This is a genomic window from Tropicimonas sp., from assembly GCF_047971885.1.
Taxonomy (GTDB): domain Bacteria; phylum Pseudomonadota; class Alphaproteobacteria; order Rhodobacterales; family Rhodobacteraceae; genus Tropicimonas.
The window spans coordinates 1-13,991 of record NZ_JBKEAE010000108.1; the positions used below are offsets into that span (position 1 = coordinate 1).

Annotated in this window: 7 protein-coding genes; 4 read left to right on the forward strand and 3 right to left on the reverse strand. The window is 68.3% G+C overall.

Features of this window, described 5'->3' with window-relative positions; all coding sequences use genetic code 11:
• Positions 1-1,387 (forward strand): HRDC domain-containing protein (locus ACK5IR_RS09365; RefSeq protein WP_416928193.1); only part of this gene is annotated, 1,387 nt, incomplete at its 5' end.
• 49 nt (positions 1,388-1,436) lie between these two features.
• Entirely contained in the window at positions 1,437-2,222 is a 786-nt protein-coding gene (gene yaaA, locus ACK5IR_RS09370) for a peroxide stress protein YaaA (RefSeq protein WP_416928195.1), read from the forward strand.
• A 7-nt stretch (positions 2,223-2,229) separates the two neighbouring features.
• On the opposite strand, the gene ACK5IR_RS09375 is transcribed toward yaaA, so the two are convergent.
• Positions 2,230-4,548: a response regulator gene (locus ACK5IR_RS09375; protein WP_416928197.1), complete on the reverse strand. Its 2,319-nt coding sequence runs from the start codon at positions 4,546-4,548 to the stop codon at positions 2,230-2,232.
• A gap of 166 nt (positions 4,549-4,714) precedes the next feature.
• Between ACK5IR_RS09375 and ACK5IR_RS09380 the strand changes: the two genes are divergently transcribed.
• Positions 4,715-10,168, forward strand: a complete 5,454-nt coding sequence (locus tag ACK5IR_RS09380) for an alpha-2-macroglobulin family protein (protein ID WP_416928199.1) — start codon at positions 4,715-4,717, stop codon at positions 10,166-10,168.
• Complete coding sequence (gene pbpC, locus ACK5IR_RS09385) at positions 10,165-12,198, forward strand: penicillin-binding protein 1C (RefSeq protein ID WP_416928201.1); 2,034 nt, start codon at positions 10,165-10,167, stop codon at positions 12,196-12,198. Before ACK5IR_RS09380 ends, pbpC begins: the two co-directional genes overlap by 4 nt.
• A gap of 82 nt (positions 12,199-12,280) precedes the next feature.
• Here the strand turns inward: pbpC and ACK5IR_RS09390 are convergent, their stop codons facing one another.
• Together ACK5IR_RS09390 and ACK5IR_RS09395 are read right to left on the reverse strand one after the other, a co-directional pair.
• The gene (locus tag ACK5IR_RS09390) at positions 12,281-13,072 is read right to left on the reverse strand and encodes a cytochrome c1 (RefSeq protein WP_416928203.1); all 792 of its coding nucleotides are present in this window, start codon (positions 13,070-13,072) and stop codon (positions 12,281-12,283) included.
• Positions 13,073-13,091: 19 nt separating this feature from the next.
• Positions 13,092-13,991: cytochrome b (locus ACK5IR_RS09395; protein ID WP_416928205.1), on the reverse strand; the 900-nt coding region annotated here is incomplete at its 5' end.

The window sequence follows — 13,991 nt, forward strand, 5'->3', positions numbered from 1 at the left end:
CTTTGCCGCCGCGCGCCGGGGGCGTTCGGGCATCGTCTATTGCGGAACGCGGGCCAAGACCGAATCCCTGGCGGCCGCGCTCGGGGAGGAGGGGCACGCCGCCTGCCATTATCACGGTGGCATGGAGGCCGAGGACCGCCGCATCGTCGAGCGGCGTTTCCAGACCGAGGACGGCCTGATCGTGGTCGCCACCGTCGCCTTCGGGATGGGTATCGACAAACCCGATATCCGCTGGGTCGCCCATGCCGACCTGCCGAAATCCATCGAGGCCTATTATCAGGAGATCGGCCGGGCCGGGCGCGACGGCGCGCCCGCCGAAACGCTCACACTTTTCGGCCCCGACGACATCCGCCTGCGCCGCGCCCAGATCGACGAGGGGCTCGCCCCGCCCGACCGCAAGGCCGCCGACCACGGACGGCTGAACGCGCTTCTGGGGCTGGCCGAGGCGCTGGGGTGCCGGCGCCAGGCGCTGCTGGCCTATTTCGGCGAGGCCGCCGAGACATGCGGGCATTGCGACCTCTGCGACCGGCCGCCCGAACTGTTCGACGGCACGACGGCGGTACGCAAGGCGCTTTCGGCGATCCTGCGGACCGGCGAATACTTCGGCACCGCGCACCTGATCGACATCCTGCTCGGCAACCGGACCGACAGGATCCGTGCCCGCGGCCACGATGCGCTGCCGACCTTCGGTGTGGGAGGCGAATACAACCGGGCCCAGTGGCAGGCGGTCTTTCGCCAGATGATGGGGCACGACCTCGTTCGCCCCGATCCCGAGCGGCACGGCGCCCTGCGCATGACCGACGGCGCCCGCCCCATCCTGCGTGGCGAGGCAAACCTGACGCTGCGCAAGGACAGCGTGGTGCGCGCCGGGGACCGCCCGAGTGCGCGCGCGCTGGTCGCCGAGGAGGACGCGCCGCTGCTTTCGGCGCTCAAGGCAAGGCGGCGGGCGCTGGCCGAGGCGGCGGGTGTGCCGGCCTATGTCGTCTTTACCGATCGGACGTTGACCGAGATGGCCGAGCAGCGCCCGGCCGATCTCGATGGGATGGCGCGGATCGGCGGCGTTGGCGCAACCAAGCTCGAACGCTACGGGGCGATCTTCCTGGAAGTGATCGCCGGCGTGTCGGCACCCGTGCATCCGGCACGCCGCCGTCTGGCCGGGCGTGCCGACGGGCAGGTCTTCGATCGCCTGCAGGAGGTTCAGACAGAGCTTTCGCGTGGCGACGCGGGCACCGGGCGCTATCTTGCCTGCAACGCCTCGACCCTGCGCCATATCGCCGAACGCCGCCCCGGCAGCCGCGATGCCCTGTCGCGCATTCCCGGCATGACCGGCCAGAAGCTCGACCGCTTCGGCGATGCCTTTCTGGAAGTTCTGGCGGCAGCCGGATAGGAACGCCGCGCGGGTGGCCCCAGCGTCCGCACCGCAAGGGAGGTTGCAAATGCTCGTCGTGCTGTCACCCGCCAAACGGCTGGACTGGTCCGATGTACCCGGCATGGCGATGACTGGGCCGCATTTCACCGCCGATGCGGCCCGCCTTGCGGCGATTGTCCGAAAGCTCACAATTGCCGATCTGAAACGGCTGATGGGCCTGAGCGATGCGCTGGCAAGACTGAACAGGCAACGGTTTGCCGATTTCTCCGACCCGCCGGCACCCGGGGCGCTGCGACCGGCGATCCGCGCCTTTGCCGGCGATACCTATGCGGGGTTCGAGGCCGCCTCGCTCGACCGCGAGGAACTGGACCGGGCGCAGGATCACCTGCGCATCCTGTCCGGGCTCTACGGCGTCCTGAGACCATACGACGCGATCCAGCCCTACCGGCTGGAAATGGGAACGCGCCTGAAAACGCCGGCGGGCGCAAATCTCTACGATTACTGGGCGGATCGTCCTGCCCGTGCGCTGGCGACCGCCGTTTCGGCATGCGGGGCCGGGGTGCTGGTCAATTGTGCCAGCAGGGAATACTTCGCTGCGGTCGATACCCGGGCGCTGGGGTTGCGGGTGGTTGCCCCGGTTTTCCTCGAAAACCGGCCCGGCGGGCCGAAGATCGTCAGTTTCTTCGCCAAGAAGGCGCGCGGCGCGATGGCGCGCTTCATCGTCGCGAACCGGCTGCGCGATCCGCAGGCGTTGCGTGATTTCGATACCGGCGGCTACCGCTACCAGCCGGCGCTTTCCTCGCCCGACAGCCCGGTCTTCCTGCGCGGCGAACCCGACGGCGGTGCCGCCTGAACGCCCGTTATCGCCCGCCCGATTGTCTGCCCGGCGACGGCGCCTCTCCGGGCAGGCGGCAATCGTCCGGGCAATGGGCAAGGATGCGTTCGATGACCGGGCCCTTGCGCAACGGCTTGGTCAGATACTGGTCGAGCCCGGCCGAGAGGATTTCCTCTCTGTCCCCGCTCAGCGCATGCGCGGTCATCGCGACGATCGGAACACGGCTGCCGCGTTCGGTTGCGCGGATCATGCGCGTGGCCTCAGTCCCGTCGAGTTCCGGCATCGAGATATCCATGAAGACGAGATCGGGGTGGAACGAGGCGAAAAGCTCCACCGCCTCGTGTCCGTTGCCGGCAACCGCAAGCTCGATATCGAGCGTCTTGACCAGCTTGCGGAAGACAAGCTGATTGGTGCGGTTGTCCTCGGCGGCCAGAACGCGCATCCGCCGCTTCCCGGTGGTGGACAAAGGCGGGGCCTCGGCGCTATCGGCCGGAACGTCGGGGGCGTTTTGGCCGCTCTCCGGCCCGGTTTCTGTCCGCTCGTCCGTTCGCCCCGCGCCCGGACGGGGATGTGCGGCGGCGATCTTGTCGAGCGTCCGGAAAAGATCGCTGCGCAGCACCGGCCTGACCAGCGTGGCGTCGACTGCGGGTGCCGCCGAGGAGGTGCGGGCCGAATGCGGATCGGCGCACAGCAGCACCGTGGCCGAATGCAGCCCGCCGGCGCGCATGTCGCGTGCCAGTTTCCGCCCGCTGGTGTCGGGCAGCCTCTCGTCGATCAGAACGATCTGCGGCGCCGGCCCCGACCGTATCGCGGCCAGTGCCTCGGCACCGGTGCCCAGGCAGCGAACCTCCATGCCGAGCTGGCGCAGCTGTTTGGACAGGATATCCTGATCGAGACCGCCACCGCCGGCCATCATCGCCCGGATCTGGCCCGGCGCCAGCGCGCGGGGAGCCGGCGCGCCGCCGTCCGCGCAGGGCAGCGTCACCGAGATGCCGAAACACGAGCCTTTCGCCGGCTCGGATTCGACCCAGATTTCGCCGCTCATCAGGTCGACGATCTCGCGGCAGATTGCCAGGCCCAGCCCGGTGCCCTCGAATTTGCGGTTCTTGTCCTGCTCGACCTGGGCGAAGGAATCGAAGATCCGTGTCTGCTGGTCGGTGGCGATGCCGATGCCGGTATCCTCGACCGTGACGTGGATTTGCCAGGTCTCGCGCTCCAGTTCCATTCCAACGACCCGCACCAGCACGTGGCCCTGCATGGTGAACTTGACCGCGTTGCCGATCAGGTTGGTCAGAACCTGGCGCAGCCGCCCCGGATCGCCCGTCAGGCGCGTCGGCAGGAACAGGTCGTAATCGACATGCAGGTCGATGGACCGGTCCCTGGCCTGCGGCACCACCAGCGTCAGAACCTCGTGCAGCATCCGCTCCAGATCGAACGGTTCGGGGCGCAGCACCAGTTTCTCGGCCTCGATCCGGGTGAAATCGAGCACGTCGTTGATTATGGCCAGCAACGCCTCGCCCGAGTTCCGGATGGTACGCAGATAGAGCGTCTGCTCCTCGTTCAGATCGCCCTCGAGCATCAGGTCGGTCATGGCGACGACACCGTTCATCGGCGTGCGCAACTCGTGGCTCATGTTGGCGAGGAACACGGACTTGGAGCGGTTGGCGGCCTCGGCACGGGCGCGCGCCTCGTGAAGTTCCGCCTCGCGCTCCTTCATGGCCGTCACGTCCTGGGCGACACAGACCATGTCGCCGTCACGCGCCCGCCGGTCGAGCAGGCGCAGGTAGCGCCCGTCCCACAACTGCTGTGTCGTCTCGGGTACGCTGGGCCGGTCCCAGCGGTCGAGCATTTCGGCGATCCAGCGGTCCGGTTTGCGCTCGCCGATGTCGAAGACCCCTTCCCCGACCGCAAAGGTCAGTACATCGAGATAGGAAATGCCGGGCTGTATCGCCTCGGAATGATCGAAAATCGACAGCCATGCAGAGTTTGCCGCGATCAGGCGGTCCTCACGGTCGAAGACGGCAAAACCGTCTGCGATCGTCTCGACCGAATCCCATAGCCGGCGCTCGGCGATCTCCATCTGCGCTTCGGCCCGCTCGGCCTCGCGCTCGGCGCGGAAAAGCTCGGCCTGAGTGCGCAGGTTGTTCTTTTTCAGCTCCTGCGCCTGACTTCGGACCGCGCGCATCTCCTCGCGCTTGGCGACGATCTGGCCCGACAGATTGAAGGCATGCTGCGACAGCGCCTTGTTGGCGCGAAAAAGCTCCTGGCTTTTCAGTTCCAGCAGATGTTCGGCGGCGAGGCGCGCGCGGCGTTCGGCCGCCAGTTTTTCGCTCAGGCTGTTCAAGCGTCGTCTCCCGGCTGGGTGCCGGTACGCCGGACCCGTGATCGGGTGCCATGCTGCCCGAAGTTGGTGAAGAGGGGTTTAAGCATCGCCCTTGCGCAGGGGAATCGTTGCCAAGCCCGCGGCCTCCGTGCGACGCTTGCCCACCGATTTCCGATGGAGAACCGCCATGCCCGGCCTGCGCCGTCTGGTCATTCCGCTTGTCGCCGGTCTTTGCCTTGCACAACCCGTCTTCGCCCAGGCGAGCGATGCGCCGATACCCGAAAGGCGGCTGATCTACGAACGGGATACCGATTTTTTCGGCGCCGATCTCAGCGCACTTTTCGACACCACGCTCGGGGCCTGCCGCGCCGCCTGCCTGACCGATCCGTCGTGCAGCGCCTTCACCTTCAACGGCCGGTCGAACAGTTGCTTTCCAAAGAAGGGTGTCACCCGGCGGGACGGTTTCGAAGGTGCCGTTTCGGCGATCGTGGTGGACACGACGGCCGCCGCTCTGGACATCGCCGCCACACGGGCCGCCGAACTGGATTTTCTGCGCCCCGAAGATTTCGAAGCCGCGCGTGCCCAGGCCGAGACGATGGCGCAGCAATACGTTCCCGGGCCATGGAGCCTTGAGGAGATTGCCGCCAGTGCCGATGCCGCCCGAGGCGAACGCGCCTATGGCGAGCAGATGCGCTGGCTTGGCGCGGCGGTCGTGCTGAGCGACAGCGCCGGGCACTGGGAGGACTATTCCCTTGCCGCGCGGAACGACTGGGAATCCGACAAGGACAACCGGACGGCAAGCCGGGATCAGGCGCTTTCCGCCGCGATCAACGCCTACCTGCGCAGTGCCACGCTGGAGGAGCGCACGGAGGCGCTGGTTTCGCTGGGGTACATGCTCGAGGCGGTGGGGCGCGGGCGCGACAGCGTGTTCGCGCTGGGCCGGGCCGGCGAACTGACTCAGGACAGCCAGGTGGCGGAAGCGCTCGGCAGGGCGCGGGCGCTTTACGGGTTCCGCATCACCGATCACCGGGTCGAAAGCGATCCGGCGGTGCCGCGCGTCTGTGCCACCTTCAGCGAAGCGCTGGCCGAGGGTGTCGATTTCGAACCCTTTCTTCAGCTTCCCGGAAACGGATTTGCCGTGGAGGCATCGGAGCGCGATCTGTGCATCGACGGGATGGAACACGGGCAACGCTATCGCATCGCCTTTCGCGCCGGACTGCCGGCCGCCTCGGGCGAGACGCTCGGCCATGAGGCGGAGCTTCAGGTCTATATCCGCGACCGGTCGCCGCTGGTCCGTTTCCCCGGTCGTGCCTATGTGCTGCCGCGCGTCACCGGGGGATCGCTTCCCGTGGTGACGGTGAATCTTGCGACGGTCGAACTGACGCTGAACCGGATCAGCGAGCGCAATATCGTCACGATGATCCGAGAGGGCACGTTCGGCCAGCCCGTTCGGGCGTGGGAGGAGGACGCCTTTGGCGACGGCCCCGCCGAGGTGGTGTGGCGCGGCACCGGCGAGGTGGAGACCGCGCTCAACACCGATGTGACGACGCTGCTGCCGATGGCAGAGGCGATCGGCGATCAGCCGCCCGGTCTCTATGCGCTGCAGGCGCGGGTCCCGGGAGCCGATCCCTACGAGACACCGCCCGCGACCCAGTGGTTCGTGATCTCGGATATCGGTCTGGCCAGCATGCAGGGCACGGACGGCCTGCATGTCTTTGCCCGCAGCCTCGCCTCGGCCGAACCGATGGAGGGGCTCGAACTGTCGCTTCTGTCGCGTTCCAATCGCATTCTGGGAACTGTCGCGACCGATGCGCGGGGCTACGCCCGTTTTGCCCCGGGGCTGGTTGCCGGCCGGGGTGGCGCGGCGCCGGCCACGGTTCTGGCCCGGATGGGCGATGACGACACCGGCTTCCTGTCGCTGACCGACCCTGAATTCGATCTTTCCGATCGCGGGGTCGAGGGGCGGCCCGCTGCCGGGCCGATTGATGCCTTCCTTGCCACCGACCGTGGCGCCTATCGCGCCGGCGAGACGATACACGCCACCGTGCTTGCCCGCGACGGCAGCGCGAAGGCCATCCCGGACCTGCCGCTGACGGCGGTTCTGAGCCGCCCGGACGGGGTCGAATACTCCCGCCTTGTCAGTGACGGCGGGGTGGCGGGCGGCCATGTCTTTGCTCTGCCCCTCGGCCCCGCGGTGCTGCGCGGGACGTGGCGGCTGGCCATCCACGCCGACCCGGGCGCACCGGCGCTGACGACACGCACGCTTCTGGTCGAGGATTTCCTGCCCGAACGGATCGACGTGGCGCTTTCGCTGCCCGAAACGCCCATGGCGCCGGGCAGCCGTCCGGCACTGGAGGTTTCGGCGGAATATCTTTTCGGTGCACCCGGCGGCGACCTGCCGATCGAGGGCGAGGTGCGCCTTGCCGCAACCGATGCGCTCGCGGGGTATCCCGGCTATCGCTTCGGTCTGTACGACGAGCCCTTTTCGCCCGCGCTGGAAGTGATCGAGGCCGCGCATACCGACGCTGCGGGTCGGGCGGTGCTGCCGCTCGATCTGCCCGAAGCGGCGGATGCGCTTCGCCCGCTTGAGGCAACCGTCACGGTGCGGGTCTCCGAGGGTTCGGGGCGCCCGGTCGAGCGGCAGGTGGTCCGCCCGCTGGCACCCTCGGGGCCGCTGATCGGCATCCGGCCCGGTTTCGACGACGTGTTGCCCGAGGGGGCCGAGGCGACGTTCGGCATTGTCGGCATCGGCGCCGGTCTAGTGCCCGAGCCCATGCGGGTGAAATGGACGCTGAACCGGGTCGAGACCCGGTACCAGTGGTATTCCGCCAACGGTAACTGGGACTGGGAGCCGGTAACCCGCCGTACCCGCGTGGACCGCGGGGAACTGATGCTCGCAGCCACGCCGGCCACGCTTTCCGCGCCCGTCGAATGGGGGCATTACGAGCTTGTCGTCGAGCGCATCGACGGCCCCTATTCGGCCAGTTCGGTCGATTTCCACGCGGGCTGGTATGCGCCGGCCGATGCATCCGCCACACCCGACCTGCTCGAGGTCTCGCTCGACCGCGCGGCCTATCTTCCGGGCGAGGTTGCACGGCTGCGCATTGTCGCGCCCGATGCCGGCAAGGCGCTGGTAACGGTCGCCTCCAACCGGCTGATCGCGATGGATGCGCGCGACCTCGCGGCAGGCGAAAACATGATCGACCTGCCGGTGACGGATGAATGGGGGGCGGGCGCCTATGTCACGGCAACCCTGATCCGCCCGATGGAAACGGCAACCGGCCGCAATCCCGCGCGGTCGATCGGGCTGGTCCATGCGGCGGTCGATCCGGGGGCGTCCCGGCTCGCCGTCCGTCTTGTTCCGCCCGCCGAAGCCGCACCGCGCGAGCGGCTGACGGCCACGCTTGCCGTCGACGGCATCGCGCCCGGGGAAACCGCCTGGGCGACGGTTGCAGCGGTCGATCAGGGTATACTGAACCTGACCGGCTTCACCCCGCCATCCGCCTCGGGCTATTATTTCGGCCAGCGCAAGCTCGGCATGGGATTGCGCGATCTCTACGGGCGGCTGATCGACGGGCGTTCGGGTAATGCAGGGCGCCTGCGCTCGGGTGGCGATGCCGAGGCGCAGGCGCGCCTGAACGCCCCGCCGCCGACCGAGGCGCTTGTCGCCTTCTTCTCGGGCCCGGTTCAGGTGGGCGCCGACGGGCGCGCCGAGGTCGGTTTCGAGATGCCGGCGTTCAACGGACAGGTCCGGCTGATGGTGCTGGCCTGGACCGACAGCGCGGTGGGCGAGGCCGATGCGACGGTGCTGGTGCGCGATCCCGTGGTGATGACGGCGTCGGTGCCGCGTTTCCTCGCCCCCGGTGACGAATCGCGGCTGCGGCTGGAACTGGTGCATGTCACCGGCCCTGCCGGGGGCATGGCGCTCGAAGCCAGCGCGCAGGGGGTTGTGCTCGATACCTCGGCCTTGCCACCGGGCATTACCCTGGCCGACGGAGGAAAGGCCGTTCTGTCGCTGCCGTTCCGGGCCGAAAACCCGGGCCTTGCCACGATCTCGCTGGTACTGGTCACCCCGGAGGGGCGGCGGCTCGACAAGACCCTGACCCTGCCGGTTGAGGCCAACGACCCCGTGACAGCCACCGCGTCGCGCTTTTCGCTTGCGCCGGGCGAGACCGCCACGCTCGACGGCGAGGTACTGGCCGGTCTCAGGCCGGGCACGCGATCGGCCATGCTGGCGCTCGGGCCGCTCGGCCGGCTGAATGCGCCGGGCCTGCTCGCCGAGCTCGATCGCTATCCCTACGGCTGCACCGAACAGGTGACCAGCAAGGCGCTGCCGCTGCTCTACCTTTCACAGGTTGCCGATGCGATGGGGCTCGAGGGGCACGGCGATATCGCCGAACGCGTCGGTGGCGCCATCGATCGCGTGCTGTCGCGCCAGTCGTCCGCGGGCGGCTTCGGTCTGTGGAACACCGACGACGGCGATTTCTGGCTCGATGCCTATGTCAGCGATTTCCTCGGCCGGGCGCGGGCGCAGGGATACGAGGTTCCGGACACCGCCTTTGCGGCGGCGATGGACAACCTGCGCAACCGCCTCAACTACGCGGGCGATTTCGAGAAGGGAGGCGAGGATATCGCCTACGCCCTGCTGGTGCTTGCCCGCGAAGGCGCGGCCGCCATCGGCGATCTGCGCTACTATGCCGATGTCAAGGGCGCCGATTTCGCGACCCCCATGGCCTCGGCCCAGTTGGGGGCGGCGCTGGCGATGTATGGAGAACAGGCGCGGGCCGACGCCATGTTCCGCCGTGCGGTGACCCAGCTTCTGCCGCTGCTGGCGGATGAACCGACGCCGCTGTGGCGCGCCGATTATGGCACCAACCTGCGTGACAGCGCGGCGGTTCTGTCGCTCGCGGTCGAAGCCGGCAGCGAGACGGTGGACCGGCCGGCGCTGACCGAACGCATCGCCTCGGCCGACCGCCAGCGCTCGACCCAGGAATCGGCGTGGACGCTGCTTGCCGCCCACGCCCTGATCGACGCGCCCGGCACCGCGGGGGTGGTGATCGATGGCGTGCCCTACGATCTGCCGGTGCTGCGGCTGGGCGAAGACCGCCTTGCCGCGGCTCCGGTTGCCGTCACCAACGCTTCGGACCATCCGCTTGCGCTGATGCTGACCAGCTTTGGCATTGCGGAAAATCCCGATCCCCGGGCGCTGGGGCAGGGATATGCCATCGAGCGGAGCTATTTCACCATGGAGGGCGCGGCTGCCGATCCGGCGCAGGTCGCTCAGGGAACACGTCTGGTCGCGGTGCTGACCGTCACCCCCTTCGGCCCGTCCGAAGCGCGGCTGATGGTCGTCGATCCGCTGCCCGCCGGGTTCGAGATCGACAATCCCAGCCTTGTTCAGGGGGGCGACATCCGTAACCTGCCATGGCTGAAAACGGCGGCCACCCGCACCGCCGAATTCCGGCAGGACCGCTTCATGGCGGCTGTCGACTGGCGGTCGGAAAAGCCGTTCACGCTGGCCTATGTGGTGCGCGCGGTCAGCCCCGGCACGTTCCGCCATCCGGCGGCCTCGGTCGAGGATATGTACCGGCCGCAGTTCCGTGGCCGCAGTTCCGCCGGGAGCGTCGTGGTCACACGATGAGGCGCGGCGCGATCCTCGGGCTGGCGCTGCTGCTTTTCGCCGGCGCGGCGGTGCGGGACGGCTTCGATGGCTGGGTCGAGGCGACGGCCCTTCCGCCTCTTGCGCCCGAAACCTCGGTCGAGGTGCTCGACCGGGAGGGGCGGCTTCTGCGCGCCTTTACCGTCGGGGACGGACGCTGGCGGCTGAGGGCGGACGCGGCACGGATCGACCCGCTCTATCCGGCGATGCTGGTCGCCCACGAGGACAAGCGGTTCTTCCGCCACAGTGGAATCGACTGGCGCGCCATGGCGAGGGCGGCCGGGCAGGCGCTGCGCCATGGCCGGGTGGTGTCGGGCGGCTCGACGCTGACGATGCAGGTGGCGCGTCTGCTCGAAGACGGCACAACCGGACAGGTGGGCGGCAAGCTGCGCCAGATGCGGCTGGCGCTGGCGCTGGAGCGGCGCCTTTCCAAGCGGGAAATCCTTGCGCTCTATTACGAGCGCGCACCGTTCGGCGGCAATCTGGAGGGCCTGCGCGCCGCGACGCTGGCCTATTTCGGCAAGGAGCCCGGCCGGCTGACCCCGGCCGAAGCGGCGCTGCTGGTGGCGATCCCGCAATCACCGGCGGCCCGGCGGCCCGACCGCAACGCCAGCGCCGCGACAGTGGCCCGGAACCGCGTGCTTGCCCGGGCGGCGGCGACCGGCGTGATCGCGCCCGAGGCGGCGCATGCTGCCCGCACCACCGGCATCCCCACCCAGCGACGCGCTTTTTCCGCCTTCGCGCCGCATCTGGCCGAGCGTCTTCGTTCTGAAAACCCGCAGGCAACGCTGCACCGGACCACGCTCGACCGCGATCTCCAGGCAAGCCTCGAAACGCTGGCGCGCGATGCGGTTCGCGGCGTGGGGGCGCATGTGTCAGCGGCGATACTGGTTGCCGATCACCAGACCGGCGAGGTACTGGCGGCGGTGGGGTCGGCAGGCTATCGCGACGACCGGCGCGATGGCTGGATCGACATGACGCGTGCCCTGCGCTCGCCCGGCTCGACGCTGAAGCCGCTGGTCTACGGGCTTGCCTTCGACGAGGGGCTCGCCCATCCCGAAACGCTGATCGAGGATCATCCGGTCGCCTTTGGCGGTTACGCGCCGCTCAACTTCGACGGTGCCTTTCGCGGGACCGTGACCGTGCGCCGGGCGCTGCAGCTTTCGCTCAACATTCCCGTGGTGATGCTGACCGATGCGCTGGGGCCACCACGGCTGCTGGCGGCGCTGCGCCGCGCCGGGGCCGACCCGCAGATCCCCGGCGGGGTACCGGGGCTGGCCGTCGCGCTCGGCGGTATCGGCCTGACGCTGGAGGATCTGGTGCGACTCTACGGCGGGCTGGCGCGGCGGGGGCGCGAAATGCCGCTGCTCTATTCGCCGGGTCCCACGCCCACACCCCGCCGTATCCTTTCGGAGCGGGCCGCCTGGCAGGTCGGCAGCATCCTGTCGGGCATCGCGCCACCGCCGTATGCAGCGCGGATCCGGCTCGCCTACAAGACCGGCACCAGCTATGGCCATCGCGATGCCTGGTCCATCGGCTATGACGGGCGCCATGTTATCGGGGTCTGGATCGGCCGTCCCGACGGAACGCCGGTGCCCGGCGCGTTTGGCGGCGAGCTTGCCGCGCCGGTCCTGTTTCAGGCCTTTGGCCGGCTGAAACCGCAGGCGGAACCGCTGCCGCCGCCGCCCGACGATGCGCTCCTGCTTTCGACCGCCGGGCTGCCGGCGCCGCTGCGTAACTTTCGCCCGCGCGACGGCGTGTTCGCGCCGTCGCCCGACGCGCCCAAGCTTGCCTTTCCGCCGGACGGGGCCGAGATCGAGGCGGGGGAGGGGCTGGCGCTCAAGGTGCGCGATGGCACGCCGCCCTTCACCTGGCTTGCCAACGGTACGCCGGTGGTGGTGCGGGCGCGGGCGCGCGAAGTTCTGCTGGAGACGCCCGGCACCGGGTTTGTCGAGCTTTCAGTGATCGATGCCAACGGCCGCGCGGCCCGTGCCGGCGTGCGCCTGCGATAGGGGACGGGGACCGGCAGAAACGAAAAGGGCGCCGCAGCGGGCGCCCCTCGCTTTGTCGATGATCTTCGGGTCAGGCCTCTTTTCAGGCCTCCTTCGCCGCCTTCTTGACCGGTTTCCACAGCCGCTTGTTGGTGGCGTAGAGCAGTACGGTCAGGATGGTCAGGTAGATGACGCTGATGAAACCCGCCCGCTTGCGCGCCTCGAGCTTGGGTTCGGCCGCCCACATCAGGAAAGCCGAAACATCCTCGGCCTCGTGGTGGATGGTGGCGGAATGGCCGTCAGCGTATTCCACATCATCGCCGTAGAGCGGCGGTGCCATCGAGATCCAGCCGCCGGCGAAGGCGGTGTTCTCGTAAAACAGCGTGCCGGCTTCCTCTTTCTCCTCGCCGGTATAGCCGTTGAGGATCGAGACGATGTACTCCGGCCCGCCCATGCCCTTGAAGAGCTGGTTGAGACCGCTCCCGTAGGGCCCGTGGAACCCGGCGCGCGCCTTGGCCATGAGGCTGAGGTCGGGTGCGCCGGCCGTGGTGTTGGCGGGGAAGTGGTCGGTCGGGATCGCGGCGCGCGTGTCGTCGAGTTCGGGGTCGAAGACCTCGAAATGCTCGCCGGCGTAGTCGCGCACCTCGTCCATGGTGTAGCCCGGGCCGCCCTCGTCGGCGAGCGTCCTGAGCGGAACGTAGCGCAGCCCGTGGCAGGCGGCGCAGATTTCGGTATAGACCTGAAGGCCGCGCTGGAGCTGATCCCGGTCGTAGGTGCCGAAGGGCCCTTCGAACGAGAACGAGACATCCTCGATATGCGACTCCTCGGCGGCGATGGCCGCGCCCCCGTTCATGGCGATGGCTGCGATGGCGGCGAGTGCTATTTTTCTGATCATTTCGTAACGATCCTTCCTGTCACTCGGCCGGCGTGGCCGCGGCATCGCCATGGGCTTTGCCGTAATGGTCGATGAAGTCTTCCTCGATGGTCTTCGGCTGCGGCAGGGGCTTCTCGATCAGGCCCAGCACCGGCAGGATCAGCAGGAAGTAGGCAAACCAGTAGGCCGCCCCGATCAGCGCGATATAGGGATAGATGCCCTCGGCCGGCATGGCGCCCGCCCAGGTGAGAACCACGAAGTCGAACACGAAGATCCAGTACCACCACTTGAACATCGGCCGGTAGCGCCCCGAGCGGACCCGCGACGTATCGAGCCACGGAACCAGCACCAGAACGATGATGGCGCCGAACATGGCGATGACGCCGAAGAACTTCGCGTCGACGATGCCGAAGGTGATCCAGTCGGCGAACATCACCACCCAGACGTCGGCGGTAAAGGCGCGCAGGATCGCGTAGAAGGGCAGGAAGTACCATTCGGGGACGATATGCGCCGGGGTCACCAGCGGGTTCGCCTCGATATAGTTGTCGGGGTGGCCGAGGTAATTGGGCATGAAGCCCACGACGGCGAAGAAGATGACCAGGATGAACGCCAGCGCGAAGAAATCCTTGATCACGAAATAGGGCCAGAAGGTCAGCGTGTCCTTCCTGGCTTCCTCCTTGGAGCCGCGCCGGACCTCGACCCCGGTCGGGTTGCCGTTGCCGGTGGTGTGGAAGGCCCAGATATGCACGATCACCAGCGCCGCGATGACGAACGGCAGCAGGTAATGCAGCGAGAAGAAGCGGTTCAGCGTCGGGTTGCCCACCGCCGGCCCGCCGAGCAGCCAGGTCTGGATCGGTTCGCCGATCCACGGGATGGCGCCAAAGAGGCCGGTGATCACCGTCGCGCCCCAGAAGGACATCTGCCCCCAGGGAAGCACGTA

Excerpts from the sequence above, each read along its gene's own strand:
- ACK5IR_RS09380 (WP_416928199.1), top strand. The coding sequence starts at position 4,715 with ATGCCCGGCCTGCGCCGTCTGGTCATTCCGCTTGTCGCCGGTCTTTGC.
- pbpC (WP_416928201.1), top strand. The coding sequence starts at position 10,165 with ATGAGGCGCGGCGCGATCCTCGGGCTGGCGCTGCTGCTTTTCGCCGGC.
- yaaA (WP_416928195.1), top strand. The coding sequence starts at position 1,437 with ATGCTCGTCGTGCTGTCACCCGCCAAACGGCTGGACTGGTCCGATGTA.
- ACK5IR_RS09390 (WP_416928203.1), bottom strand. The coding sequence starts at position 13,072 with ATGATCAGAAAAATAGCACTCGCCGCCATCGCAGCCATCGCCATGAAC.